Annotated in this window: 21 protein-coding genes and 1 tRNA gene; 6 read left to right on the top strand and 16 right to left on the bottom strand. The window is 72.5% G+C overall.

The window, feature by feature from the left end; translation table 11 throughout:
* Position 1: 1 nt before the first annotated feature.
* The 6 genes from CLV56_RS06490 to CLV56_RS06465 are packed head-to-tail and all read right to left on the bottom strand — an operon-like array spanning position 2 to position 5913.
* Positions 2 to 517 carry a DUF3237 domain-containing protein gene (locus tag CLV56_RS06490; RefSeq protein WP_100414565.1) on the bottom strand — a complete coding sequence of 172 codons (516 nt, stop codon included), beginning with the start codon at positions 515 to 517 and terminating at the stop codon, positions 2 to 4.
* A complete protein-coding gene (locus CLV56_RS06485; protein WP_039340746.1) occupies positions 514 to 1386 on the bottom strand; it encodes an ABC transporter ATP-binding protein in 873 nt (290 codons plus the stop codon). Before CLV56_RS06485 ends, CLV56_RS06490 begins: the two co-directional genes overlap by 4 nt.
* On the bottom strand, positions 1379 to 2407 hold the full coding sequence (locus CLV56_RS06480) for an ABC transporter ATP-binding protein (RefSeq protein WP_100414564.1): 1029 nt from the start codon (positions 2405 to 2407) through the stop codon (positions 1379 to 1381). The genes CLV56_RS06485 and CLV56_RS06480 overlap by 8 nt, the downstream gene beginning before the upstream one ends.
* The gene (locus CLV56_RS06475; RefSeq protein ID WP_039340749.1) at positions 2404 to 3273 is read right to left on the bottom strand and encodes an ABC transporter permease; all 870 of its coding nucleotides are present in this window, start codon (positions 3271 to 3273) and stop codon (positions 2404 to 2406) included. Before CLV56_RS06475 ends, CLV56_RS06480 begins: the two co-directional genes overlap by 4 nt.
* The gene (locus CLV56_RS06470; RefSeq protein ID WP_211287996.1) at positions 3270 to 4232 is read right to left on the bottom strand and encodes an ABC transporter permease; all 963 of its coding nucleotides are present in this window, start codon (positions 4230 to 4232) and stop codon (positions 3270 to 3272) included. Before CLV56_RS06470 ends, CLV56_RS06475 begins: the two co-directional genes overlap by 4 nt.
* A complete protein-coding gene (locus tag CLV56_RS06465; RefSeq protein ID WP_039340751.1) occupies positions 4222 to 5913 on the bottom strand; it encodes an amidohydrolase in 1692 nt (563 codons plus the stop codon). Before CLV56_RS06465 ends, CLV56_RS06470 begins: the two co-directional genes overlap by 11 nt.
* A gap of 98 nt (positions 5914 to 6011) precedes the next feature.
* On the opposite strand from CLV56_RS06465, the gene CLV56_RS06460 reads away from it, so the two are divergent.
* Positions 6012 to 6740 carry a TetR/AcrR family transcriptional regulator gene (locus CLV56_RS06460; protein WP_157805090.1) on the top strand — a complete coding sequence of 243 codons (729 nt, stop codon included), beginning with the start codon at positions 6012 to 6014 and terminating at the stop codon, positions 6738 to 6740.
* A 68-nt stretch (positions 6741 to 6808) separates the two neighbouring features.
* Here CLV56_RS06460 and CLV56_RS06455 read toward each other — a convergent pair whose 3' ends face one another.
* Entirely contained in the window at positions 6809 to 7966 is a 1158-nt protein-coding gene (locus CLV56_RS06455; protein WP_039340754.1) for a PucR family transcriptional regulator, read from the bottom strand.
* A 105-nt stretch (positions 7967 to 8071) separates the two neighbouring features.
* On the opposite strand from CLV56_RS06455, the gene CLV56_RS06450 reads away from it, so the two are divergent.
* Entirely contained in the window at positions 8072 to 9721 is a 1650-nt protein-coding gene (locus tag CLV56_RS06450) for an FAD-binding dehydrogenase (RefSeq protein WP_039340757.1), read from the top strand.
* A 98-nt stretch (positions 9722 to 9819) separates the two neighbouring features.
* Here the strand turns inward: CLV56_RS06450 and CLV56_RS06445 are convergent, their stop codons facing one another.
* A complete protein-coding gene (locus CLV56_RS06445) occupies positions 9820 to 11046 on the bottom strand; it encodes a DUF4032 domain-containing protein (RefSeq protein WP_100414562.1) in 1227 nt (408 codons plus the stop codon).
* A gap of 219 nt (positions 11047 to 11265) precedes the next feature.
* On the opposite strand from CLV56_RS06445, the gene CLV56_RS06440 reads away from it, so the two are divergent.
* A complete protein-coding gene (locus CLV56_RS06440; RefSeq protein ID WP_039340760.1) occupies positions 11266 to 12621 on the top strand; it encodes a hypothetical protein in 1356 nt (451 codons plus the stop codon).
* Between the two features lie 67 nt (positions 12622 to 12688).
* Here the strand turns inward: CLV56_RS06440 and CLV56_RS06435 are convergent, their stop codons facing one another.
* Both CLV56_RS06435 and CLV56_RS06430 read right to left on the bottom strand, forming a co-directional pair.
* Positions 12689 to 13999 (bottom strand): D-arabinono-1,4-lactone oxidase, encoded by a 1311-nt coding sequence (locus CLV56_RS06435; RefSeq protein WP_039340763.1) that lies wholly within the window; start codon positions 13997 to 13999, stop codon positions 12689 to 12691.
* Positions 13996 to 15171, bottom strand: coding sequence for an alanine racemase (locus CLV56_RS06430; RefSeq protein ID WP_245857658.1), 1176 nt, complete (start codon positions 15169 to 15171; stop codon positions 13996 to 13998). The genes CLV56_RS06435 and CLV56_RS06430 overlap by 4 nt, the downstream gene beginning before the upstream one ends.
* Before the next feature lie 91 nt (positions 15172 to 15262).
* Here CLV56_RS06430 and CLV56_RS06425 point away from each other — a divergent pair, with 91 nt between their 5' ends.
* Both CLV56_RS06425 and CLV56_RS06420 read left to right on the top strand, forming a co-directional pair.
* Positions 15263 to 15892 carry a TM7S3/TM198-like domain-containing protein gene (locus CLV56_RS06425; protein ID WP_039340769.1) on the top strand — a complete coding sequence of 210 codons (630 nt, stop codon included), beginning with the start codon at positions 15263 to 15265 and terminating at the stop codon, positions 15890 to 15892.
* 29 nt (positions 15893 to 15921) lie between these two features.
* Positions 15922 to 15994: transfer RNA gene (locus CLV56_RS06420), tRNA-Thr, on the top strand.
* A 63-nt stretch (positions 15995 to 16057) separates the two neighbouring features.
* Here the strand turns inward: CLV56_RS06420 and CLV56_RS06415 are convergent.
* From CLV56_RS06415 to CLV56_RS06390, 6 genes are all read right to left on the bottom strand, one after another.
* The gene (locus CLV56_RS06415) at positions 16058 to 16363 is read right to left on the bottom strand and encodes an EthD family reductase (RefSeq protein ID WP_100414560.1); all 306 of its coding nucleotides are present in this window, start codon (positions 16361 to 16363) and stop codon (positions 16058 to 16060) included.
* Entirely contained in the window at positions 16363 to 18405 is a 2043-nt protein-coding gene (paaZ, locus tag CLV56_RS06410; RefSeq protein ID WP_039341040.1) for a phenylacetic acid degradation bifunctional protein PaaZ, read from the bottom strand. The genes CLV56_RS06415 and paaZ overlap by 1 nt, the downstream gene beginning before the upstream one ends.
* A gap of 143 nt (positions 18406 to 18548) precedes the next feature.
* A complete protein-coding gene (locus tag CLV56_RS06405) occupies positions 18549 to 19199 on the bottom strand; it encodes an NAD(P)-dependent oxidoreductase (protein WP_039340775.1) in 651 nt (216 codons plus the stop codon).
* A gap of 27 nt (positions 19200 to 19226) precedes the next feature.
* Positions 19227 to 20783, bottom strand: a complete 1557-nt coding sequence (locus CLV56_RS06400) for an MDR family MFS transporter (protein WP_039340778.1) — start codon at positions 20781 to 20783, stop codon at positions 19227 to 19229.
* Positions 20784 to 20820: 37 nt separating this feature from the next.
* Positions 20821 to 23160, bottom strand: coding sequence for an MMPL family transporter (locus tag CLV56_RS06395; RefSeq protein WP_039340782.1), 2340 nt, complete (start codon positions 23158 to 23160; stop codon positions 20821 to 20823).
* A 45-nt stretch (positions 23161 to 23205) separates the two neighbouring features.
* A complete protein-coding gene (locus CLV56_RS06390) occupies positions 23206 to 23799 on the bottom strand; it encodes a TetR/AcrR family transcriptional regulator (protein ID WP_100414559.1) in 594 nt (197 codons plus the stop codon).
* 215 nt (positions 23800 to 24014) lie between these two features.
* Here CLV56_RS06390 and CLV56_RS06385 point away from each other — a divergent pair, with 215 nt between their 5' ends.
* Complete coding sequence (locus CLV56_RS06385; protein WP_039340786.1) at positions 24015 to 25025, top strand: DNA topoisomerase IB; 1011 nt, start codon at positions 24015 to 24017, stop codon at positions 25023 to 25025.
* The last annotated feature ends 7 nt before the right edge of the window (positions 25026 to 25032 follow it).

Below are 25032 nucleotides of genomic sequence, written 5' to 3'. Positions count from 1 at the left end.
CTCAGCGGACGGCGAAGAAGCGGATGCAGACCTGGCCGTTGCGCAGGTCGTCGTACGCCCAGCCGACGAAGACCGTCTCCGACAGCCACGCGTGGGCTGGGGCGTCGGTACGGAAGACGGGCTGGGTGCGGAAGTAGTACTCGCTGGTGGGGACGTCCTCGCCCCGCTGCGAACGCTCGATCACCGAGGGGTCCGCGGCGTAGAAGCCGCGGTTGACGATGTCGATCACGGTGCCGTCGTCGGACTCGATCAGGTAGCGCGCATCGAGCTCGCAGACCCGCGGACCGCGGGTGATCGACCAGTCGCCGCCGCCGGGGAGGACCCGGCCGTCGAGCAGCGGGCCCGCGACAGTGCCGCCCACGATCGGGACGAACACGAGCTCGTCGCCCGCCCCGTGCCCGATCCGCTTCGGGGGCTCGCAGGCGACGCGCGCCTCGAAGGCGAACTCGAGCGTCGGCGTGACCAGCGGCGGGTCGTCCGGTCCAGGGGTCCAGGTGGTCTCGGTCGTGGCGGTCATCGGGTGCCTTCCGGGGTCGGGATCGGGGCCGGGGTCGAGAGCTGGTGGCGGCGCGGCGTCCACCCGAGGCGGGGGACGGAGTCGAGCAGACGGCGGGTGTACGGGTCGGCGGGGGCGGCGAGGACGTCGTCGATCGCGCCGGCCTCGACGACCGCACCGCGCTGCATCACCACGACCCGCTCGCAGACCTGGCGGACGGCAGCCAGGTCGTGGGAGATGAAGAGGAGCGCGACGCCGGTCCGGTCGCGGATGTCGGCGAGCAGCGTGAGGATCTGCGCCTGGATCGACACGTCGAGCGCGGCCACGGCCTCGTCGAGGACGAGCAGCCGCGGTTCGGCGGCCAGGGCGCGGGCGATCGCGACGCGTTGGCGCTGGCCGCCGGACAGCCCGCGCGGCAACGAGGCCGCGTGCGTCGCGGTGAGGCCGACCTGCTCCAGCAGCTCCGCGACCCGTGCGTCCCGGTCGGCCCGGCCCACCACACCGTGCAGCGCGACCGCCTCGGCCAGGCAGTCACCGACGCGCTGACGGCGGTCGAGCGAGGAGTACGGGTCCTGGAAGACCATCTGCACCAGCCCGCCGCGACGCCGGCGGTCGCGGGTCGACGTACGGCCCGTTGTCCAGTCCTCGCCGGCGATCCGAAGCGTGCCGGACGTCGGGGTCTCCAGGCCGACCACCATCTTCGCGACGGTCGTCTTGCCGGAGCCGGACTCGCCGACGACGGCGACGGACTCGCCGGCCTCGAGCCGCAGGCTCAGCCCGTCGACGGCGACCAGCTCCTGGTGCCCCCGGCGCTCGTCGTCACGGACGCGGTAGACCTTGCGCACGTCGTCGAGCTCGAGCAGCGCCTCAGGCGTGATGGACTCAGGCATCGGCGGCCACCTCCTCGCGGTCGGACAGCGGTGGGTGCTCCCCGAGGACCTCGGTCCGGTGACAGGCGACCTCGCTCGCGCCGTACGGGCGCAGCGGTGGCCGCGACTCGTGGCACGGCGGCCGTACGTGGGCGCACCGGTCGGCGAACGCGCACCCGTCGCCCGCCTCGTACGCCGGGAGCGGGCGGCCCGGGATGGCGCGGAGCCCCTCGCGCGGTCCGTCCAGCGACGGTCGGGCGGCGAGGAGACCCCGGGTGTACGGGTGGCGCTCGGCGCTGCCGAGGGCCGAGGCGGGGAGGGTCTCGGCGACCCGGCCCGCGTACATCACACCGATCCGGTCGCAGACCGCCGAGGCGAGCTCGAGGTCGTGGGTGATGAACAGCATCGCGAGGCCGCGCTCGCGCTGCTGCTCGCCGAGGATCGCCATCACCTCCTCCTGGGTGGTGACGTCGAGGGCGGTGGTCGGCTCGTCGGCGAGGATCAGCCGCGGCTCGACGGCGAGGACCGACGCGATCATCACGCGCTGGAGCAGTCCGCCGGACAGCTCGTGCGGGTGCTGACGCATCCGGCGGGCGGCGTCGCCGATGCCGACCTCGGTCAGCAGCGCCGTGGCGCGTCCCTCGGCATCGCGGCGAGGCGTACGGCCGTTGGTGACCATCGCCTCGCAGAGGAAGTCGCCGACGGTCCGGACCGGGTTGATGTGCGCCTTGGGGTCCTGGAAGATCATGCCGACCTCGCGCGAGCGCAGCCGGCGCAGCGCAGCGGGACGCATCGCGGTGACGTCGTCACCGTCGACGAGCACCCGGCCGCGGGTCCGCATCGTCGGCCCCAGCAGCCGGATCACCGAGCGGGCCGTGAGCGACTTGCCCGACCCGGACTCGCCCACGAGGCCGAACGCCTCGCCGGCCGCCACCTCGAGGCTCACGCCGTGCAGCAGCGGCCGCGGTCCGTCGGCGGTGTCGAGGTCGACGGCGAGGTCGTCGATGCGCAGCAGCGGTTCGGTGCGGCCCGTGGCGCTCATGCCTGCTCCTCGATCCCGAAGCGCTCGGCGAGGCGCTCGCCGAGGATGTTGACGGCGACCACGACGACGACCACGGCGATCGCGGCGAACAGGGACTGCTGCGGGAAGCCGGAGAGGATCGCGGACTTGCCGTTCGCGATCATCAGGCCCCACTCCGCGGTCGGCGGCTGGAGTCCGAGCCCGAGGAACGAGATCGCGGCCAGGTCGAGCAGGGCGTAGCCGAAGCCGACGGTGGACTGCACGACGATCAGCGGCAGGAGGTTGGGGACGACGTGGCGGACGCAGATCGTCCACGGCGAGGCCCCGGAGATCCGCAGCGCCGCGACGTACGGCATGCCCATCTCGCGCTGCGCCGCCGAGCGCACCACGCGGGCGAACACCGGGACGTAGGCGATCGAGATGAACAGCACGGGCACGGCGAACCCGGTGCCGAGCACGGCCGCGGCGATGATCGCGAGGATCAGGCCGGGGAACGCGAGGACCACGTCGAGCGCCCGGGTGATCACGTTGTCGACCGCGCCGCCGAACCAGGCCGAGGCGATCGCGAGGACGGTCCCGATCAGTCCGACCAGCACGGTGACCAGAGCGGGCCCGGCCAGCGTCAGCCGCGCGCCGTACAGGATCCGGGAGAAGATGTCGCGGCCGAGATCGTCGGTGCCGAGCCAGTGCTGCGGCGACGGCGAGGCGAAGACGGCGGTCGGGTCGACCTCGTACGGGCCGTACGGCGCGATCAGCGGCGCGGCGACCGCCACGAGGAGCGTCGCCGTGATCACCACGGCCGCGGCGATCAGCAGCAGGTCGGGCCGGCCGGTCCGGCGACGCACCCCCCGGAGTGCGGGAAGCCTGCGGGCGAGGGCGTGGCTCATGAGCGACCTCCGGGGGCGATCCGCGGGTCGAGGGCGGCGGTGACGACGTCGACGACGGTGTTGACGACGACGAACGCGGTCACGAGGAACATCGAGATCGCCATCACGACCGCCATGTCCTGCTTGGCGGCGCTGTCGACGAGCAGCGAGCCGAGGCCGTTGACGCCGAAGGCCTGCTCGGCGATCGCGGTGCCGGCGAAGAGACCGGCGAGCATGATCCCGGAGACGGTGAGGATCGGGGCGGCGGCGTTGCGCAGGACGTGCCGGCGGACGATCGTCCGCCGGGGGAGCCCGCGCGCGGTGGCGGTGTCGACGTGCTCGGAGGCGAGCTCGGCGCGGACCGCGGTGCGCGAGACCCGGGCGACGTAGGCGAGGTAGGACAGCGCGAGGGCGATCGCCGGCAGGGTGAGGTGCTCGAGCCGTCCGAGGAACCCGGTGCCGGAGCCGAACACGGGGAGCCAGGAGACCTGTGTGGCGAACAGCCAGATCAGCAGGATCGCGGTGACGAACGTGGGTGAGGCCATCGCGACGCTGGTCCCGACCGTGACGGCGCGGTCCACGCTGCGGCGCGACAGGGCGGCCAGCAGGCCGAGCCCGACACCGGCGAGCACGATCAGCGCCCCGGCGTAGGCGACGAGGAACAGGGAGTTCACGACCCGGGCGCCGAGCAGCGCGGTGACGTCGGAGCGGTAGACCATCGACCGACCGAGGTCGCCGGTCACGAACCCGTGCAGCCAGTGGCCGTACTGCACCCAGACCGGATCGTCGAGGTGGTACTCGGCGCGGATCGCGGCGAGGGTCTCCGGGTTCGGCTTCGACCCGCCGACGAGCAGCGTCGCCGGGTCGCCGGGCGCGAGCGCGAAGCTGCCGTAGATCAGGACGCTCGCGACGAACAGCGTGACGACGAGCGTGATCAGCCGGCGCGCGACGAACGCCCAGGTGGCGCGGTCAATCGACACGATGCACCTCCCGGCCGTCGACGTAGGTGCGGTGGACCCGGGCCTCGGCGATCCGATCGGGGTCGTTCGCGAACGGGTCGCGGTCGAGCACCACCAGGTCGGCGTACGCGCCGGTGCGGATGGTGCCGACGCGGTCCCCGAGGCCGTTCACGTGGGCCGACCCGGCCGTGTAGGCCCGCAGGGCGACGGCGAGCGGGAGGTCCTGCTGGTCGCCGAGCGCCGGGGTGCCCGGCGGAGCCTGCGGCGCGACGCGGTTGACGGCGACGTGGATCGCCTCGATCGGGTCGGCGCTGCTGACGGGCCAGTCGCTGCCCATCGCGAGCGGCGCGCCGGCCCGCAGCAGGTCGCCGAACGGGTACTGCCAGCCGGCGCGCTCGCTCCCGAGGTACGGGATCGTGAGCTCGTCCATCTGCGGCTCGTGGGCGGCCCAGAGCGCCTGGAGGTTCGCCGTCGCGCCGAGCGTCCGGAACCGCGGGAGGTCGTCGGGGTGGACCACCTGGAGGTGGGCGAGGTGGTGACGCCGGTCGGAGGCGCCGTTGGTGGTGCGGGCGTGCTCGACGGCGTCGAGCACGTCGCGGACCGCACGGTCGCCGAGCGCGTGGAAGTGCACCTGGAACCCGGCGGCGTCCAGCGCGGACACGCTCGCGCGCAGCACCTCGGGCGCGAAGAAGCTGATCCCGTGGTTGCTGCCGGGGCACCCGCACCGGTCGAGGTACGGGTCGAGCAGCGCCGCGGTGAACGTCTCGGCGACGCCGTCCTGCATCACCTTGACCGCGTCGGTGCGGTAGCGGTCGCTCGCGGCCGAGGTGGCGGCGCGGATCTTGGCGAAGCGCTCGACCTGCTCGGCGATCGCGTCGAGCGTGGTCTCGCGCGGCCACCACAGCGCGCCTCGTACGCGTGCGGTGAGGCGGCCTGCGGCGTCGGCGCGCAGGTACGCCTCGTGGCCGGCGGGTGCGTCGCCGCCGACGTCGACCATCGCATCCTGCCAGCCGACGACGCCGACCGAGTGCAGGTAGCGCTGAGCCGCGTCGAGGGCAGCGTCCCACTCGGCCTCGGACGTGGCCGGCAGGTAGGGGTCGAGCAGCCGGGCCGCGCCCTCGTGCAGCAGGCCGGTCGGGACGCCGTCGGCGTCACGCTCGATCCGGCCGTCGGCGGGGTCCGGGGTGTCCGCGGTGACGCCGGCGATCTCGAGCGCGCGGGTGCTGGCCCAGGTGCTGTGGTGGTCGCGGTTCGGCAGAGCGACCGGGCGGCCCGGCGCGAGCCGGTCGAGCAGGTCGCGAGTCGGCGTACCGCCGGGGAAGGTGCTCATCGACCAGCCGCCGCCGAGGATCCACTCGGCGTCGGGGTGCGCCGCGGCGTACGCGCCGATCGTCTCGGTGACCTCGTCGAGCGTGGTCGCCGCGGTGAGGTCGCACCGGATGCGCTCCAGGCCGCCGCTGGGCGGGTGGGCGTGGGCGTCGGTGAAGCCGGGGAGCAGCATCCGGCCGTCGAGGTCGACGACCTCGGCGGCGCGCTTCCGATAGGGCGCGATCTCCACGTCGCCTCCGACGGCGACGACCCGGCCGTCCTCGACGGCGACGGCGGAGGCGAGCGAGCCGGCGGCGTCGGCGGTGAAGACGGTCCCGTTGCGGAAGACGCGGACGTCCGTACGGGCGTCCGTGCCGTGCTGGTCGTGGTTCATGGGAGATGATCAAACCCTTCCGCAACGGTGCTGTCAACAGTGATGATTAAATTGACCGCCTAGTCTTTTCGAGCACGGACGAGTCAGGAGGGGGCGACGTGGCACAGCAGCCCATGCCGGCCGAGACCGCGGGAGGGCGCAAGCGAGGGCGGGGACGACCTCCGTCCCTGCGGCCCGAGGCGATCGTCGACACGGCGTTCGACCTGGTGATGCGCGAGGGCACGGCGGCGCTGTCGATGCGCCGCCTCGGCGAGGAGCTGGGGGTCGACGGGACCGCGGTCTACCGGCACTTCCGCGACAAGGACGACCTCATGCTCGCGGTGAACGACCGCGTCGCCGCGTGGGTGGTCGAGGAGGCCCGGCGCCGTACGGACGACGACGCGTCGTGGCAGGACGTGCTGCGCACGTTCGCGGCGTGCTCGTGGGAGAGCGCGACCCGCTTCCCGTCGGTGATCGCGCTGGCGCTCGGCAGGACCACCGGCGAGCGGGCCGAGCGCGAGATCGTCGAGCTGCTGATCAGCACGATCGCCCGCTCCGGGCTGTCGGCGACCCAGGCCACGCTCGCGTACCGCGCGTTCGCCGACACGCTGCTCGGTCTCACCGGGATGCAGGCGCTCGTCCTCGACCTGCCGCCGGCGCTGCGCGAGAAGGACGACTCCGCGTGGTCACGCGTCTACGCGCTGCTCCCGCACGAGACCTACCCCGCCACCCAGGAGCACGCCGCCGAGCTGCTCGGGATCGAGGAGGAGGACGTGTTCACCGAAGCCGTCGAGCTGATGATCGCCGCGATCGAGGCCCGCGCCGCCGCCCCTGCGCCCCCGATGTGACGGGTTCCCCACCGAATCTCGGCGCCGAATCGGTGGGAACCGCTTCAAATCGGGGGCGCGATCAGGGGTCAGGACGTTGCGGTCGAGGCGGCGATGGCGGTGTGCAGGACGAGGCGGTCCCAGGCGTCGCGCGGGTCGCGGCCGGTGACCTGGGCGACCCGGCGCAGCCGGTGCCGCATCGTCTGCGGGTGCAGGTCCAGGGCCGCCGCTGCCTCGGTGGCCGAGCCGTGCCGCAGGAACGCCGTCAGGCCCTCGAGCAGGTGCCGCTCGGCCGGGCCGAGCAGGTCGCCGAGCGCGGCCCGCACGAACCGCTGGGGCGCGTACTCCGGGGCTCCGCGCAGCATCGCGACCGCCAGCGCGTCGGCCTCGCCCAGCCCGCGCCCGGCGGCGTCGGCCGGCGCGTGCGCGACCGCAGCGGAGGCGAGGCGGAACGCGCGGGGCAGGTCGGCGATCCCGACCGCCGGGATCAGGCACCCGTACGGCGGGGTGCGGTCGGTGCCGCTGCTGCGGTGGTCGGGGGTGGTCGAGCCGGTCGCGGCGAGCCGTACGACGCGTCCCGCGTGCGTGGTGGCGAGCACCAGGGCGTCGCCTGTGCCGACCGGTGCCTCGGCGTGCCCGTCCGCGAGGGCCACCCCGGCACCGACCGCGAGGTCGAACCGCGCCGGCAGCGTGATGCCCAGCTCGCGCGACCGGTCGGCCAGCGCGGCTGCGGAGGTGTGCCGGCCGGTCAGCAGGTCGTCCGCGAGCCGGCGCAGCGCCTCGTCCCGGTCGCGTGCGACCGCGTCGGTCACGCTCGCGTACCCGCTGAAGACGGCCTCGGACAGCTCGTCCACCCCGGTGAGCAGGGCGCGGTTGAGTGCGAGGAGGTCGTCGCGGTCGAGGCTGTCCCCGCCGAGCTCGAGGACGACGTCGCTGGTCACCACCGCGGCGACCCGGTACGCCCGCAGGACCGCGGGGAGCGGGCGGCCGTCGGTGGCTCGGGCCGCGCCGATCCCGCGGAACCGGCGCAGGTCCGCCTCGGTGAGCGACGTGGCGCCGCCGGCCCACAGGTCGACGACCCGTTGCACGGCCCAGCCCGCGATCGAGCGGGTCTCCTCCAGCTGGCTCGGGCCGATCGCGGCGTACGTGGGGATCTCGGCGCGGACCGCGTCGATCAGCCGGGCCGCGACCTCCTCGGACCGCTCCGTCAGACGCCGCCGTACGCCGGTGCGCTCGTCGAAGCCCATCCGTCCTCCCCGGGGTCGCCGATGATTGTCACTGTATGACAATGCACCTCGGCATCTTCGCCAGGTCCGTTGTCACCGAGCACGTCGTACGGCGAGCATGGACGCATGGACGCAGACGTCATCGTGGTGGGAGCGGGACTGGCCGGGCTGGTCGCGGCAGCAGAGGCGGCCGACGCCGGGCGCCGGGTCGTGATCGTCGACCAGGAGTCCGAGCAGAACCTCGGCGGTCAGGCCTTCTGGTCGTTCGGCGGTTTGTTCTTCGTCGACTCCCCCGAGCAGCGCCGGATGGGGATCAAGGACTCCCACGAGCTCGCGCTGGCGGACTGGATGGGAAACGCCGGGTTCGACCGGCCCGAGGACGCGTGGCCGCGGCGCTGGGCCGAGGCGTACGTCGACTTCGCGGCCGGGGAGAAGCGCGCGTGGCTGCGCGCGCAGGGGCTGAAGATCTTCCCGATCGTGGGCTGGGCGGAGCGCGGCGGGTACGGGGCGATCGGTCCCGGCAACACCGTGCCGCGCTTCCACATCACGTGGGGCACCGGGCCCGGGGTCGTGGAGCCGTTCGAGCGGCGGGTGCGTGCCGCCGTGGAGAGCGGACGGATCGAGCTGCGGTTCCGCCACCGCGTGGACGCGCTCACGATCACCGACGGCACCGTCACCGGCGTCGCGGGTGCGGTGCTGGAGGCGAGCGACCTGCCGCGGGGCGTCGCGACGTCGCGTGAGGTCGTCGAGGAGTTCGCGCTGTCCGCGCAGGCCGTGATCGTGACGTCGGGTGGGATCGGCGGCAACCACGACCTCGTCCGGGCCACGTGGCCGGAGCGGCTCGGTGCTCCGCCGGAGGACATGCTCACCGGCGTCCCCGCGTACGTCGACGGGCGGATGCAGCAGATCGCGATCGACGCCGGCGCGCACATGATCAACCCGGACCGCGGCTGGCACTACGTGGAGGGCGTGCGCAACTGGGACCCGATCTGGCCCGGCCACGGGATCCGGATCCTGCCGGGGCCGTCGTCGATGTGGTTCGACGCGCAGGGGCGCCGGCTGCCCGGGCCGCTCTACCCCGGGTTCGACACGCTCGGCACGCTCGAGCACCTGCGGACGACGGGCCACGACCACTCGTGGTTCGTGCTGACGCAGAAGATCATCGAGAAGGAGTTCGCCCTGTCGGGCTCGGAGCAGAACCCGGACCTCACCGGTCGGGACCTCCGGCTGCTCGCGAAGCGGCTCGGTTCCGGCGCGACCGGTCCGGTCGAGGCGTTCAAGCAGCACGGGGAGGACTTCGTCGTCGCGGACACGCTCGACGAGCTGGTCGCCGGGATGAACGCGCTCACCAAGGAGCCGCTGCTCGACCTCGAGGACCTGCGGACGCAGATCGAGGCGCGTGACCGCCAGATCGACAACCCGTTCGGCAAGGACGCGCAGGTGACCGCGATCCGTGGGGCGCGGGCGTTCCGTGGGGACAAGCTGATGCGGACGGCGACGCCGCACCGGATCCTGGACCCGAAGGCGGGTCCGCTGATCGCCGTACGCCTGCGCGTGATCACCCGCAAGACCCTCGGCGGGCTGGAGACGGACCTCGACGCGCGTGTGCTGCGCGCCGACGGCGAGCCGTTCGCGGGGCTGTACGCCGCGGGGGAGGTCGCCGGGTTCGGCGGCGGGGGCGTGCACGGCTACCGCGCGCTCGAGGGGACGTTCCTCGGCGGCTGCATCTTCTCCGGTCGCCAGGCGGGCCGCGCGGCCGCAGCCGCCACGGCCTGACCCCTCCCAGCCGACCGCGATTCGTCGAGTTCCGGTCGGATCAGGGATCCCCGAACCCACCGCAGCTCGACGAATCGCGGTCGGGGCGGGCGGGCCGGTCAGGTGGGGCCGGAGGTGGCGGTGCCGGCGGCGCGGAGGGCGCTGACCTGGCCCGGCAGCACCGACCGTATGTAGTCGTCCGCCGCGTCGAAGATGTCGACCTCGTGCCCGGCGGACTGCGAGAGGTGCCAGCGGTGCACGAGCACGTCGTGGAAGAACTGCGCGGCCTCGACGACGTCACGCGCGTCGGCGGGGACCGCCCTGGCGAGGCGTTCCCAGACGTCGGTCAGCCAGCGGTGCGCGACCACCATCGGGTCGTCCTCCTGCCACCCGTGCGACGCCGTGAACGCGTCGAGGTCGTTGAGCAGCCGCCGCGCCTGGGCGTCCTCGAGATCGAGCCCGGTCAGTCCCTGGAGCCGACGGGTGTGGTGGCCCGGCTCGACGACCTTCGGCTGGATCCGGATCGACTCGCCGTCGAAGTCGGTGACGATGTCCAGCTCGTCGACGTCGAACCCGAGGTCGTTCAGCCGCTCGATCCGCTGCTCGATCCGCCACAGCTCCTCGCTGCCGAACTCCTCCGCACCCGTCAGCGCGTCCCACAGCTCGTCGTAGCGCTCGCCGATGTGGTCGACCAGGGCGAGCGGGTCGATGCCGGGATCCAGCAGTCCTCCGGCCTGGAGGTCGAGGAGCTCGCCGAAGACGTTCGTCCGGGCGAGGTCGAGGTCCTCCGCGCGCTGACCGGGTGACAGCTCCTCGTGCAGGGCACCGGTCTCGGCGTCGACGAGGTACGCGGCGAGCTCGCCGGCGCTGCGGCGGAACAGGGTGTTCGACAGCGAGCAGTCCCCCCAGAAGAAGCCCTCGATGTGCAGCCGGACGAGCAGCACCACCATCGCGTCGACGACACGGTCCTGGGTGTTCTCGGTCAACGGGTGCTCGAACAGCGAGCGGTACGGCAGCGACATCGACAGGTGCGCGGTCACGAGGGCGGCTCCGAGGGGTTCGCCGTCGTGGGCGACGCGGCCGGTGATCACCGCGACGGGCTCCACCGTCGGGAGGTCGATCCGGCGCAGGTCCCGCAGCAGCCCGTACTCCCGTCGGGCGAACCGCTCGTTGGTCTCCTTGATCGCCATCACGGCGCCACCGACCCGGACGAACCGGACGACGTGGCGGTGGATGCCGCGGGCCAGGTCGACCTCCAGGTCGTCGGGCCACTGAGCCAGCGGGAACCGCCACGGCAGGTCGAACAGCTCCTTGCGCGGGCGCGTCGACAGTGCGTGCACCACCATGTGCTCAGCCTGCCCGCGGGTCGCCGACTCCGCACCGCGGAGCGTGCCGTACGGCCGGTCGCACAGCGCCGTACGGCCGGTCGCGCAGCGACCCCTGTCAGCCGCGTCGCCGACCCCGGTCGTCCCGTCGACGGATGCGGATCATCCGCTCGGGCGATCCGCCGGCCGGCGGTCCTGCGGGACGGTACAACGGCGAACGACCACGACCGGAGGACACCCATGCGAACTCGTACCGCCGCCATCGCGGCCGCCCTGGCGCTCACCTTCGGAGGGATGAGCGTCGCGCCCGCCTCAGCGGATCCTCCGGAGGACCCGACGGCCGACCGCGACCCGAGCACGACCGTACGGCGGGCTCCGGCCGCGGTCCCGGTCGCACCGGCCGCCGCCAACGTCAGGGGCGGGGCGATCGTCTTCGTCCGCGGAGGGAACGTCTGGCTGGTCCGCGGGGACGGCTCGGGTCTGTACCAGGTGACGACCGGGGGCGGGTACAAGACGCCGTCGATGGCCAACAACGGCACGATCGTCGCGATGCGCGGAGACCTGCTGGTCGTGATGCGCCAGAACGGGCAGCTGGTGAGAGCGTTCGAGCCCGAGGACCTCTTCCCGCACGACCCGACGACGATCAACCTCACACCGGCACTCGATCCGGTGATCTCGCCGGACGGCACGCGGGTCGCGTACGCGCAGGGGCGGCTGCGGGCCTCCGGACCGAACCTCGAGGCCGAGGTCCTGTCGTCGGTCACGTCGGTCGCGCGTCCGACCCTGAGCCGGATCTGGATCGGCAGCGACCCGACGTGGGTGACGAACAACCGGGTCGTGCTGTCGGACAACGGGGGGATCGATCTCGCGAACGTCGGGGCCGTCCCGGACGCGTGGTTCAGCACGTCGGAGATCGACCCGTTCTTCGACGACCCGTACAGGTTCTACGGCGCCTACGACCCGCAGCTCGCACCGAACGGTTCGCACGTGGTGATGACGATCGACGGTGACGTCGTGCTGACGGCGCGCGTGACCGGCAACCCGCGGACGTCGACGCCGGCGCCGCCCGCCTCGGCCTGCGTGGTCAGCGACGACGGACCGGCCTCCGACGACGACCTGTTCTCCCGCGCGACCTACGCACCGGACAGCGCGTCGATCGTCTACGCGAACCGCGGCCGGCTCACGGTCGTCCGCAACATCGACGCGTGCAACGCGACGAGCGCCGAGAAGGTCCTGCTGACCGGGACCTCCGACCCGTACTGGTCGGCCGCCGCGCTGAACCCGCCGCCGAAGCCGAAGCCGCGCCCGACGATCCGGCCGTTCTCGCTGAAGAAGCGCCCGAAGGTCGTCGGCAAGGCCCGGGTCGGTCGCAAGCTCGCGGTCACGAAGGGGACGTGGTCACCGCGGCCGGCGAAGGTGTCGTACCGGTGGTTCCGCGGGAGCAAGAAGGTCTCGGGCGGTGCGGGGGCCAAGGCGTCGTACCGGCTCAAGCGGGCCGACCGGGGCAAGCGGATGCGCGTCAAGGTGACGGTGCGCCGCTCCGGCTACCGCACCAAGACGGTCTGGTCGACGTCCAGCCGCCGGGTCAAGCGCTGACGCCTCGGTCGCACCACCCGCGTCCCGGGCGCGGGTGGTGCGGTCGCGTCCGGCGCGGTGCGGCCGGTCAGCCGAGGACGCGGTCGAGGTAGGAGTTGGTGAACGTCCGCTGCGGGTCGAGCCGGTCCCGCACGGCTCGGAAGTCGTCGAAGCGCGGATACCGGGTACGGAGTGCGTCGGCGTCGAGGGTGTGCATCTTGCCCCAGTGGGGGCGACCCTCGTGCTCGCCGAAGATCGCCTCGATGCCCTCGAAGTACCGGCGGTGGTCCGAGCGGTGGTACATGTGCACGGCGACGTACGCGTTCTCCCGCTCGTAGCCGGTCGACAGCCAGATGTCGTCCGGCGCGGCGAAGCGCACCTCGATCGGGAACGAGATCTGCTCGCCCGACGCGTTCACCCAGCCGTCGATCGCCCTCAGGACCTCGGGCAGGTGGGCCCGCGGGATCGCGTACTCCATCTCGCGGAAGCGCACGCGGCGCGGCGACACGAAGACCTCGTGCGACCAGTCGGTGTACTCGCGCGCGGACAGCAGGCCGCCGGAGAAGGCGTTGAGCCGCGGGATCCACGACGGGCGCAGCCGGCCGACCCGGTTGACGATCTCGAACCCGCCGTTGGACAGCACCTCGTCGTCGAGCAGGAACCGCGCCTTCGACAGCGGCGCCCGTACGGTCCCCTCCGGCACGCGGTTGTTGCGCTTGAGCAGGGCGCAGTCGGTGTGCGGGAACCAGTAGAACTCGAAGTGATCGTTGTCGTCGACCAGCGCATCGAGCCCGTCGAGCACCTCGGGCAGCCGCATCGGCTCCTCGCGCGCATGCAGCAGGAACGCCGGCACGCACGCGAAGGTGATGGCGGTGACGATGCCGAGCGCACCGAGCCCCACCCGGGCGGCTCCGAAGAGATCCTTGTCGTCGGACGTCACCTCGACGATCGTGCCGTCGCCGGTGACGATCTCGAGGGCGGCGATCGCCCCGGCGATCCCGGTCAGCTTCGCGCCGGTCCCGTGGGTGCCGGTCGCGGTCGCGCCCGACATCGTCTGCGGGTCGACGTCGCCCATGTTCGGCAGGGCGAGGCCGTGGGCCAGCAGGGCGGGGTTGAGGTCGTGCAGCCGCGTCCCGGCCCCGACCCGTACGTGGCCGGTCGCGTGGTCGACGTGCTGGATCCCGGCGATCTGGTCCATCCGGAGCAGCACGCCGTCGGTCTGCGCGATCGCGGTGAAGGAGTGCCCGGCGCCGACCGGCTTGACCCGCTGTCCCTGCGCGGCCGCGGTGCGGACGATCTCGGCGACCTCGGCCGCGGAGCGCGGATGGACGACCGCCGTGGGCTCGCTGGTGACGGTCCTGGCCCAGTTGGTCCAGGCACCGGCTCCGGTGCTGCTCATCCGAAGTTCTTCCCTTCGCCTCGGTACGTCGGCAGCGTCTCGACCGTCCCGTCGGTCCCCACCAGGTGGACCGCGTCGAACCGTTCGCACATCTCGCCGGCCTTCGCGTGCCGCATGAAGACACGGTCCCCGACCCGCAGGCCGCGCGCGACCCTACCGCGGACGGGGGTCTGCACCTCGCCGGCGCCCTCGGTCCCGATCAGGCTCAGCCCGCGGGGCCACACGGGGGTCGGCAGCCGGTCCTTCCCGGCGGCGCCGGACGCGGCGTACCCGCCGGAGTAGAGCGTCGCGATGTCGGGCGTGGGCTTGCGCACGACCGACAGCGCGTAGAACGCGGCCGGCGTGGCCGTGAACGCGTCGTAGGAGTCGAACAGCGTCGGCATGAACAGGCCGGAGCCCGCGGTCACCTCGGTGACGTACGGATCGGCGCTCATGGTCTCGAGGCTGCCGGTGCCGGCTGCGTTGACGATCTGCAGATCGGTCACGCTCCGGACGCCGTCGACGATCGCGGCACGTCGCGCGACGATGTCCTCGACGGAGCGGGACTTCGCGAGCCGGACGAGCGGTGAGGAGTCCTGGAGGCCGGCGACCTGCGCGTCGTAGAACATCAGTCCGACCAGGTCGAACCCGGGCCGCGCGGCGATCGCTCGGGCGAGTGCGACGGCCTCGTCCGGGTCGTGGACCGGCGAGCGTCGGACGCCGACGTGGACCGGGCCGAGCTTGAGGGACGAGTCGATGTCGAGGCAGAGCCGGATCGGCGGGTGGTCGGTGCCGACGGCGGCGTCGATCAGGTCGAGGTGGTCGAGGCTGTCGACCATGAGCGTGATCGCGGCGAGCCGGTGCTCCTTGGCGACCAGGTCGGCGAGCGCGGTCCGGTCCGCGGTGGGGTAGGCGAGCAGGAGGTCGCCGACACCGTGGTCGGCGAGCCACACGGACTCGGCGAGGCTGTACGACATCACGCCGCCGAACCCGTCCTGCGCGAGGGTGCGGGCGATGATCTCGCGGACCCGGACGGACTTCGACGCGACCCGGACGCCCACCCCGCCGGAGCGGCGGACGAGCTCGGTGGTGTTGTGCGCGAGCGCCGCCCCGTCGACCACGGCGTACGGCGCCTCGAGGCCGCGGGTGAGGCGGTCGAGGCGCTCCATGTTGGGCAAGCGTCCAATAGTCACGCCTCTGATTATGCCGACTCGGCGCCGGTTTGGACACCCGACCAGGAAGGATTGCGGATCATCGCCGCCCGATTGCCCCTACGCTTCGGACATGAACGACGTGCTGCTCGGTGTGATCCTGCTCGTGATCGGGCTGGTCCTCGTGTTCTGGGGGCGCCCCGCGCTCCAGGCCCTGATCGGGGTGTTCGGCGCGCTGATCGGGTTCGTGATCGGTGCCCAGGTCGGTCAGGAGATCGCCGGCGGTGCCGTGCTCGACTCGGCGTGGAGCTGGGTCGCCGCCATCGTCGGCGCGATCGTGCTCGGTCTGCTCGCCTACGTCTGGTACTGGCTCGGTGTCGTCCTGTGGGTCGCCGCCGCCGGCTACTGGCTCGGTGTCGTGATCGCCGGCGCCTTCGGGGCCGACGAGGACTGGGTCCTCACGACCACCGGCCTCGCGGTTGCCGCCGCGCTCGTCGTGCTCGCCGTGGTCGCGAAGTTCCCCGCGCTGCTGCTGGTGCTCGTCAGTGCCTGGGCCGGTGCGAACCTCACGATCACCGCCGTCATGCTCTTCGTCGGCGAGGTGGGCAGCGCACGGGTCGGCGAGGCGTACCGGATCGCGGAGCCGGCCTGGGGCTGGTTCCTCGCGGTGCTGGTCGTGTTCGTGATCGGCGTCGTCGTCCAGCTCCGGTCGGGTGCGGGTCGCACCTCGACGGGCAGCTCGGCGCCCGCGCCCGGTCGCTAGGATGGGCGCGGTCCCGTACGCGGGGCCGCGCCGGTGTAGCTCAGTTGGTAGAGCGCCTCACTTGTAATGAGGATGTCGCGGGTTCGACTCCTGTCACCGGCTCCGATCCGCTGCGGTACCTCGCTTGATGGGCGACAGCTGGTTCGGCTGATGGGCGACACTCGGTCACGGCGTCGCGACCACGACCTCGCCGGTGAACATCGTCGTCTCGACGCCGAGCGTGCGCAGGTCCGCGGCGGCGGCGCCCATCTCCGGAGACCGCAGCGCCGCCTTCATCGCGTCGGCGTCGTCGAAGTCGAGCTGCGCGACCAGGTACACGACCGGGTCGCCGCCGAGCGGTCGGGGCTTCGACCACGAGAACGCGCGCAGCCCCGGCACGGGCGCGACGAGCGGCACGTGGGCGCTGAAGTAGTGCGCGTCGAAGGCGTCGGCGTCGTCCGGGACGGCGTACTGGATCGTGATCCGGTGCATCATGCCTCCTGCGGCCAGGTCTTGGCGACGAGGGTGAGCACGTCGTACGTCGCAACCGGGTCGCCGTCGGCATTGGTCACCAGCGCGTCCCAGCGGACCTCGCCGTAGTCCGCGGAGGAGCGCGGGGTGATCTGCTTGACGGTGAGCGTGACCGCGATGTCGTCGCCGGCCTTGACCGGAGTGAGGAACCGCAGGTGGTCGACGCCGAAGTTGGCGAGCACCGGCCCCGGATCGGGGTCGACGAACAGGCCCGCCGCGAGCGAGACCACGAGGTAGCCGTGCGCGACGATCCCGCCGAAGAGCGGGTTGGCCGCGGCGGCCTCGGGGTCGGTGTGGGCGTAGAAGGTGTCGCCGGTGAGCTCGGCGAAGCGCGCGATGTCGTCGGGCGAGACCGTACGGCGGGCCGAGCGGATCGTGTCGCCCACAGCGAGCTCGGCCAGGCTCTTGCGGAACGGGTGGACATCCGACTCCGTACGTCCCGCGCCGGGCGCCCACGTGCCGGTGACGGCGGTGAGCAGGTCCGGAGACCCCTGGAGCGCGGTGCGCTGCATGTGGGCGAGGACGCCGCGGGCGCCGCCGAGCTCCTCGCCGCCGCCTGCCCGTCCGGGTCCGCCGTGCACGAGCGGGGGGAGCGGGCTGCCGTGGCCGGTCGACTCCGCGGCGCTGTCGCGGTCGAGCACGAGGATGCGGCCGTGCCACGGGGCGAGCCCGAGGGTGACGGTGCGGGCGACGTCGGGGTCGTGGGTGACGAGCGAGCCGACGAGACTACCGCGTCCGCGGGCGGCGAGCCCGACCGCGTCGTCGAGCCCGTCGTACGTCATCACCGTGCAGACGGGCCCGAACGGCTCCACGTCGTGGGGCTCGTCGGCGCCGGGACGCGCGCGCAGCAGGATCGGCGCCATGAACGCCCCGGCGGTCGCGTCCGCGCCGACGACGTCGACGTGCTCGGGGTCGCCGAACACGACGTCGGACGAGGCGAGCAGCGCCTTCACCGCGCGGCGCACCTCATCGCGCTGGGCGAGGCTCACCAGCGCCCCCATCCGTACGGCGTCGTCGGTGGGATCGCCGACGGTGACCTTCGCGAGCCGCGCGGTGATGGCCTCCGTGACCGCGTCGGCCATCGGGGCGGGGACGAGCGCGCGGCGGATGGCAGTGCACTTCTGCCCCGCCTTCACCGTCATCTCGGTGACGACGCCCTTGACGAACAGGTCGAACTCCGGGTCCTCGGCCGTCACGTCCGGCCCGAGGATCGAACAGTTCAGGGAGTCGGCCTCGACGCCGAGACGGACGCCGCCCCGCACGACCGCGTCGTGCCGGCGGAGCTTCTCGGCGGTCGACGCCGACCCGGTGAAGGCGACCGAGTCCTGCACCGTGAGCGCCTCGAGCAGCCCCTCGGGGCTGCCGCACAGCAGCTGGAGCGAGCCCTCGGGGAGCAGCCCGGAGTCGACGATGTGGCGGACGACACGCTCGGTGACGTACGCGGTCTGGCTGGCCGGCTTCACGATCGTCGGGAGCCCGGCGAGGAAGGCCGGGGCGAGCTTCTCGAGCAAGCCCCACACTGGGAAGTTGAAGGCGTTGATCTGGACGGCGACCCCGGGCCGCGACGTGTAGACGTGCTGGCCGACGAACGTCCCGCCGCGGCCCAGCGGCTCGGGAGCACCGTCGAGGACGACGGTGTCGTTCGGCAGCTCCCGGCGGCCCTTCGACGCGTACGCGAACAGGGTCCCGATCCCGCCGTCGACGTCCACGAGCGAGTCCCGCCGGGTCGCGCCGGTGCGGGCCGACAGCGCGTACAGCTCGTCCTTGACGCCACTCAGGTGCTGGCCGAGGGCCTTCAGCAGCCCGGCGCGCTCGTGGAAGGTGAGCGCGCGGACGGCGGGTCCGCCGACGCTGCGGGCGTGGTCGACCATCGCGGCGCGGTCGATGCCGGTCGCGGAGATCCGGACGACCTCCTCGTCGGTGGCGGCGTCGAGCACCGGCGTGCCGTCGTCGGTCGCGCGCCTCCAGGATCCGGCCACGTAGCTCTCGAGCAGTGCACTCACGACTTCCACTCCTCCGTCGCGTTTGAGCAGTCGCTTGTCAGGCTATTACTGACCCTTCGGTCTGTAAACGGGTCAGCGTAGCGCCGTCGGCGACACGACCGCCGAGCACGCTCAGGCGCACCATGGGGCGCGAGGCTCGTGGCTTACGAGGCCTGGCGTGCCGAGGTGACGAGCAGCTGCTTGCCGAAAGTCGTCGGGTCCTCGAGGGCACCGAGGATGGTGGCGGCGACGTCCGCCCGGGTCGTACGGGGCGCGCCCGGCATGCGGTATCCGGTCGCCGCGTCGACCACGGTCGGGAACGGCGTGCGCTCGCCGTCGGACAGCGGGCCGGGGTGGACGGTCGTCCAGTCGAGGCCGCTGCCGACGAGAGCCGACTCGCCGGCGGTGTGCTCGCGGAAGTTGCCGGCGAGGAACGTCCGGCACCCGAAGCGGTAGGGGTAGCGCGTGTTCGCGAAGGTCTCGCCGACGCCGAGCGCGGAGAGGACGACGATCCGGCTCACGCCGGTGGCTCTGGCCGCCTCGATCGCGGCCGGAACCGCGACCTGCATCAGTGGCTTGCTCGCGTTCGTGATCCTCGACGGCCCCAGCGTCAGGACCACTGCGTCGCAGCCGGCGAACGCCGCGGTGAGGGCCTCGCGGTCGTCGAGCTGTCCGCCCACGACGGTCAGGCCCGCTCCGGGGGCCAGGGCTTCGGGTCGTCGTACGTAGGCGACCACGTGGTGGCCGGCCGCGCGTGCTTGTTCGGTGACGTTGCGGCCGGTCCGTCCGGTCGCTCCCAGGAGCGCGATGCGCATCGATGTCCTTTCCTGCGTGCGGCGTGCTCAGAGCACGGGCGGCGCTGCTGTCTCGGCGGCGTCGGTGGTGCCTGCGCTGTTCTTGCCGTGGCGGGGCAGGAACAGCGCGGGGATGTAGATGACGGCGGTGAGGCCGAACGCGATCCAGAACGCGAAGCCGAAGGAGTCGGCCAGCAGGGGTCCGACGACCGGCATGGCCTCGGGCGGGATCGCGCCGAGTGCGTCGGAGCCGCTGCCTTGGCTCTGGACGCCTTGGTCGGACAGCAGTCCGGTGAAGTGGGCGGTCAGGGCGGTGACGAGCACGGCCGATCCGAGGGAGGCGCCGACCTGTTGGATCGCCGACAGGGTGGGCGCGGCCCGGGTGACCTTGTCGGCGCCGAGCTTGAGGTAGGCCGAGGAGATCGTCGGCATCATCACGGCGCCGAGGCCCATGCCGCGTACGAACAGCACGAGGCTGAGCCACCAGTACGAGGTGTCGGTGCCGACCTGGGTGAACGGGAGCGTGCCGAGGAGGCCGAGGGTCACGCCGACGGGCACGACGTAGCCGGCGCCGATCCGGTCGGTGAGGCGACCGCCGATGATCATGGCCACGATCGCGCCGAGTCCTTGCGGGGCGAGCAGGAGGCCGGCGTTCAGGGCTCCCTCGCCGCGGACGGTCTGGTAGTACAGCGGGAGCAGCAGCATCCCACCGAACAGGCCGATCGCGACCAGGAAGACCGCGACCGTGCTCATCGCGAACAGTCGGTTGCCGAGGAGCCGGACGTCGATGATCGAGTCGGCGCCCTTGCGCAGACTGTGGCCGACGTAGGCCAGGAGACCGACGCCGCCGCCGATCAGCCAGCCCAGCACGTTCCACTCGCTGAAGCCGCCCGCGGAGCTGGCCTCCGAGAGGCCGTACAGGAGGCTCGCGAGGCTGCCCGACAGCAGGACGAGGCCGAGCCAGTCGAGGCGGCCGGCGTCGACGAGATCGTCGTCGGCGGGGAGCCGCCAGAATGCGAGGGCGACCGCGAGGATGCCGATCGGGACGTTGACGATGAAGATCCAGTGCCAGCTGCTGTACTCGACGAGCGCTCCACCGATGACGGGACCGAAGACCGGGCCGAGCAGCATCGGGACACCGAGGATGGCCATCGCCCGGCCCATCCGGCCCGGTCCGGCGGCGCGTGCGATCATCGCCTGCCCGGCCGGCATCAGCATGCCGCCGCCGAGGCCCTGGAGGATGCGGAAGACGATCAGGGACTGGATGTCCCACGCCAGCGCGCACAGCGCGGAGCCCACCACGAACAGTGACAGCGCGGTGATCCAGGTCGGTCTGGATCCGAACCGGTCCATCGCCCACCCCGTGATGGGGATGACCATGGCCACGGCGAGGAGGTAGCCGGTCACGACCCACTGGGTGGTGGACAGTCCGGCGCCGAGCTCCTGGCTGAGGGTGTCGAGCGCGACGTTCACGATCGTGGTGTCGAGCACGACCATGATCAGGCCCGCCACGATCACCAGGCCGGTGATGATGACGTTGCGGTCCAGTCCGCCGGAGTCGTCGGCTCCGGGCTCCGCGGCGCCCGGGCTGGAGCTGGTGGTCATGTCGTGTCCTCCGTGGAAGCGGGTACGGGCGGGTGGGTCACGCCTGGACCGGCTGCGCGTCGCGTTCGCGGTCGCCGTCCAGGTGCGGGCGGTCGAGGTTCTCGCCCTCGACGTCGATGTCGGGCAGGATCCGGTCGAGCCACCGAGGGAGCCACCAGGCGCGTTCGCCCATCAGGTACATGAGCGCAGGGATGAGGCACATCCGTACGACGAACGCGTCGAAGGCGACGGCGGCCGCGAGCGCGAAGCCCATGGACTGCAGGATCGGGTCGGGCATGAACATGAACCCGCCGAAGACCGAGATCATGATGAGTGCCGCCGCGGTCACGACCCGGGCGCTGTTGCGGAAGCCGTCGACGACCGCTTCGCGGTACGAGGCGCCGTGAACGTGCGCCTCGCGGATCCGGGTGACGAGGAAGACCTGGTAGTCCATCGCCAGGCCGAAGACCAGCCCGATCAGGAAGATCGGGATGAAGCTGACGATCGGCTGGCCCTCGAAGAGTCCGAAGGTGCCCTCCTGGAAGACCGCGACGGTCGCGCCCAGCGTGGCCATCACCGACAGCAGGAACCCGAGCGTGGCGGTCAACGGCACCAGGATCGAGCGGAACACCAGCATCAGGATGAGGAACGCCAGCCCGATCACCACCGCCAGGTAGGCCGGCAGCACGTCGGCGATCCGCTCGGACACGTCGGCCTGGATCGCGGTCAGTCCGGTGATGCCGATCGTGGTGCCGGTGGTCTGCTCGATCTCGGACTGCGTGGTGCGCAGGTCGTGGAGGAGGTCCTCGGTGGCGGTGTCGTCGGGTCCGTGGGCGGGCGTGATGAGCATGAGGGCGCCGGTGCCGTCCTCGTTCATCCCGCCGAGCTGGGCGTGGTCGACGCCGTCGTGGCCGCCGGCCCATGCGACGACCTCCTGGTACGCAGCGGGTCGGTCCTCGGCGGCGACGTCGCGGCCGTCGATCACGGTCAGCATGGGCGCGAGGCGGCCCTCCCCGAAGGATTCGTTGACGAGGTCGGCGGCCTTGCGCTGGGTGGTGTCGGACGGTGCGGTGGAGTCCGACGGGAACGCCAGGTGCATGGTCGAGGCCGGGATGGCGAGGGCGCCGAGGGCGACCACGACCAGGGCGGCGAACGCCAGTGGGGCGCGACCCACGAGCCGGGCCCAGCGGACGCCACCGTTGACGACCTTGCCGGCTTCGTCACGCCGGGGCTCGTGTCGCCGGAAGCGCAGCCCGAAGGCCCGGGACTTGAGGATCCCCAGCACGGCAGGCACGAGGGTGAGCGCGACCAGGACCGCGATGATGACGGTCCCGGCGGCGCCCCACCCCATCGCGGCCAGGAACGGGATGCCGGTCAGGCTCAACGCGGCGAGGGCGATGACGACGGTGAGGCCGGCGAAGACCACCGCGGAGCCGGCGGTGCCGACCGCGATCCCGATCGCCTCCTCCCGATCGTCGGTGTGGTCGAGCTCGGTGCGGTAGCGGGCGAGGATGAACAAGGCGTAGTCGATGCCCACACCGAGGCCGATCATCGTCGCGAGCAGCGGGGTGCTGGAGTCGAGCTCGACGAACGCGGTCATCGCGGTGAACCCGGTGACGCCCAGCGCCACCCCGATCCCGGCCGTCAGGATCGGCAGCCCCGCAGCGACCAGGGACCCGAAGGTGAACGCCAGCACGACCAGCGCGATCCCGATGCCGATCAGCTCCGCGGTCGGAACGCCTTCCTCTCCGCCGCCCGGGCCGCCGTCGATGCCGGCGCCGTACGCCTCGACCTGCAGGCCGTCGCCTCGGGCGTCCTCCATGACCTCCTCGACCGCGTCGTGGGTCGCGGCGTCGACGTCGGTCGGCGTGTCCACGTCGAAGGCGAAGTCGATGGTGCCGACCCGGCCGTCGGCCGACAGCGGTGAGATCGCGGCGGCGTCGGCTTCCGCGGCCGCTCGGGCCGCTGCCACGTCGCCCCCGGACTGCTGGGCACGTTGCACCGCGGCGCCGACGATCTGCTCCTCCATCGCCGCCGAGGCCTGCACCGGCCCCGCCAACGGGTCGTCGGGCATCTGGGGAACCGAGCCGAGCTCGTCGACCAGCGTCGTGACCCGGCCGGCGTACGGCTCGTCGGCCAGCGTGTCGCCCTCGGGTGCGGCGACCACGATCGTGACCGATGCCTCGTCGATCGCGCTGCCCGAACCCGGGAACAGCTCCTGCTGCAGCTCGGTCGCCGTCTCCGACGGGATGCCGGGGATGGAGAACTGGTCGGTCATCGGCTGCGACATCGTCGACGCGACGGTGGCCACGCCACCCAGCGCCAGCAGCCACGCGACCAGCACGACCGGCCAGCGACGGTAGGCGGTCTTACCGAGTCGGTACAACAGGGAGGCCATCGGGATCTCCTGGGATCGGGGAAGCGGGGAGCGGGGAGCGACGGATCAGCTGGTCGGTCGGGCGAACAGCGCGGAGGCGCCGTCGAACGCGGCCAGGTAGTAGTCGACGAGCCTGGTCGTGGGGTCCTGGACGAAGGCGTCGAGCGCGAGGTCGAAGACGGCGAGGATCACCTGGGCCGCGGCCTGGGCGTGGAGTGCGGGGTAGTCCGGTCCTTCGCGCTCGAGGATCGCTGCGGTGAAGAACTCGGCGACCACGGCGAACTTCTTGTGCATCTCGTGCTGCAGGCGTGCGTCGGAGCGGATCAGTCGGCGGACGCGGTCGAGAGCCTCGGGGTCGACGTTCTGGGCGTTCAAGAGGTCGATGATCACGACCTTCACGTCGTCGCCGAGGTGGCCGGTGGGTCCGCCGGTGCGGAACTCGTCGAGCCGGGCCGGATTGGGCTTCGGTGGCGCACCCAGGACGGCGTCGTACTTGCCGGCGACGTGGTTGAACAGCGTCCTGCGCGAGACGCCCGCGGCTTCAGCGACGTCGTCCATCGTGAAGCCGTCCAGGCCGCGTTCCTCGGCCAGGTCCTGGGCGCAGCCGATGATCAGCTCGGCGGTGCGCCGTCGGCGGAGATCGCTTGCACTCTCAGACATGAGTGCAACTATTGCACGTTTCCTGCAAAGTGCAAAACGGCCGTGGGTGATCCGAACCTGGCCGCCCGTCGCCCCCTGACGCGGCTCTCGCGGCGTGCTAGGAAGAGCGGTAGCACCCCGTACGTGGTCGAGCAGCGAGCCACGGACCTCTGGGAGAACCGGAGCCCGCCCATGCTCGTCGCGTCTCGCCTCGTCACCGGACCGCGGTCGCGCCCGTGAGGTTCCGTACGGTCTCGCGCACCCAGCCGGGCTGGACCCGCCGCCGGGCCGGACGCGGGTTCACGTACCTCGACCAGCACGGCGCCCTGCTGGCCGCCGAGGACCGCGCCCGCTGCGTCGCCCTCGTGATCCCGCCCGCCTGGGAGGAGGTCTGGATCTGCCGGTGGCCCAACGGTCACCTCCAGGCGACCGGACGTGATGCGGCCGGGCGGACGCAGTACCTCTACCACCCGGCGTGGCGGGAGAAGATGGAGCAGGAGAAGCACGAGCGCGTCCTCGAGGTCGCGCACCGCCTCCCCGCCGGCCGCGAGCGCGCCGACCAGGACCTCCAGGCGGACGCGCCGCCGCGCGACCGGGCGCTCGCGGCGGCCTTCCGGCTGCTCGACCGCGGCCTGTTCCGGGTCGGCAACGACCGCTACGCCGCGCAGGGAGGCGGGTACGGCCTCGCGACGCTGCGCAAGGAGCACGTACGGCTCCGCCGCGACGGCGCGACGATGGAGTTCGCGTACGTCGGGAAGTCGGGCATCGCGCAGCACTCCGTGATCACCGACGCCCCGGCGTACGAGGTGGTCGCGCCGATGCGCCGCCGGCGGGAGGGCGAGACCCTGCTCGCGTTCCGGGAGCGTCGCACCTGGACCGAGCTGGCGAGCATCGACGTGAACGCCTATCTCCAGGAGCGCGTGTGCGCCGACATGACGGCGAAGGACTTCCGGACGTGGCACGCGACCGTGATCGCCGCCGTGTCGCTCGCTGGTGCGGATGCCGGCGCCGCGTCGGCGACCGCGCGGCGGCGGGCGGTGGCGGCGACGATGCGCGAGGTCGCCGACCTGCTCGGCAACACCCCGACCGTCGCCCGTGCGTCGTACGTGAACCCGCGGGTGGTCGAGCTGTTCGAGGAGGGGACGACGATCCGGCCGGCGCTCACCCGGCTCGGCCCGGCTCCCGACGTCGAGCAGCACCGCCCCGCGATCGAGCGGGCGGTGCTGCGTCTGCTGGAGGACGGGTGATCGTTCC

The organism is Mumia flava (assembly GCF_002797495.1).
Taxonomy (GTDB): Bacteria; Actinomycetota; Actinomycetes; order Propionibacteriales; family Nocardioidaceae; genus Mumia; species Mumia flava.
This window is presented reverse-complemented; position numbering and strand designations above follow the sequence as displayed.

What these genes read in the sequence shown, in the direction of transcription:
- CLV56_RS06490 (WP_100414565.1), bottom strand. Translation starts at nt 517, where the DNA reads ATGACCGCCACGACCGAGACCACCTGGACCCCTGGACCGGACGACCCG.
- CLV56_RS06485 (WP_039340746.1), bottom strand. Translation starts at nt 1,386, where the DNA reads ATGCCTGAGTCCATCACGCCTGAGGCGCTGCTCGAGCTCGACGACGTG.
- CLV56_RS06480 (WP_100414564.1), bottom strand. Translation starts at nt 2,407, where the DNA reads ATGAGCGCCACGGGCCGCACCGAACCGCTGCTGCGCATCGACGACCTC.
- CLV56_RS06475 (WP_039340749.1), bottom strand. Translation starts at nt 3,273, where the DNA reads ATGAGCCACGCCCTCGCCCGCAGGCTTCCCGCACTCCGGGGGGTGCGT.
- CLV56_RS06465 (WP_039340751.1), bottom strand. Translation starts at nt 5,913, where the DNA reads ATGAACCACGACCAGCACGGCACGGACGCCCGTACGGACGTCCGCGTC.
- CLV56_RS06455 (WP_039340754.1), bottom strand. Translation starts at nt 7,966, where the DNA reads ATGGGCTTCGACGAGCGCACCGGCGTACGGCGGCGTCTGACGGAGCGG.
- CLV56_RS06450 (WP_039340757.1), top strand. Translation starts at nt 8,072, where the DNA reads ATGGACGCAGACGTCATCGTGGTGGGAGCGGGACTGGCCGGGCTGGTC.
- CLV56_RS06445 (WP_100414562.1), bottom strand. Translation starts at nt 11,046, where the DNA reads ATGGTGGTGCACGCACTGTCGACGCGCCCGCGCAAGGAGCTGTTCGAC.
- CLV56_RS06440 (WP_039340760.1), top strand. Translation starts at nt 11,266, where the DNA reads ATGCGAACTCGTACCGCCGCCATCGCGGCCGCCCTGGCGCTCACCTTC.
- CLV56_RS06435 (WP_039340763.1), bottom strand. Translation starts at nt 13,999, where the DNA reads ATGAGCAGCACCGGAGCCGGTGCCTGGACCAACTGGGCCAGGACCGTC.
- CLV56_RS06425 (WP_039340769.1), top strand. Translation starts at nt 15,263, where the DNA reads ATGAACGACGTGCTGCTCGGTGTGATCCTGCTCGTGATCGGGCTGGTC.
- CLV56_RS06415 (WP_100414560.1), bottom strand. Translation starts at nt 16,363, where the DNA reads ATGCACCGGATCACGATCCAGTACGCCGTCCCGGACGACGCCGACGCC.
- CLV56_RS06405 (WP_039340775.1), bottom strand. Translation starts at nt 19,199, where the DNA reads ATGCGCATCGCGCTCCTGGGAGCGACCGGACGGACCGGCCGCAACGTC.
- CLV56_RS06400 (WP_039340778.1), bottom strand. Translation starts at nt 20,783, where the DNA reads ATGACCACCAGCTCCAGCCCGGGCGCCGCGGAGCCCGGAGCCGACGAC.
- CLV56_RS06395 (WP_039340782.1), bottom strand. Translation starts at nt 23,160, where the DNA reads ATGGCCTCCCTGTTGTACCGACTCGGTAAGACCGCCTACCGTCGCTGG.
- CLV56_RS06390 (WP_100414559.1), bottom strand. Translation starts at nt 23,799, where the DNA reads ATGTCTGAGAGTGCAAGCGATCTCCGCCGACGGCGCACCGCCGAGCTG.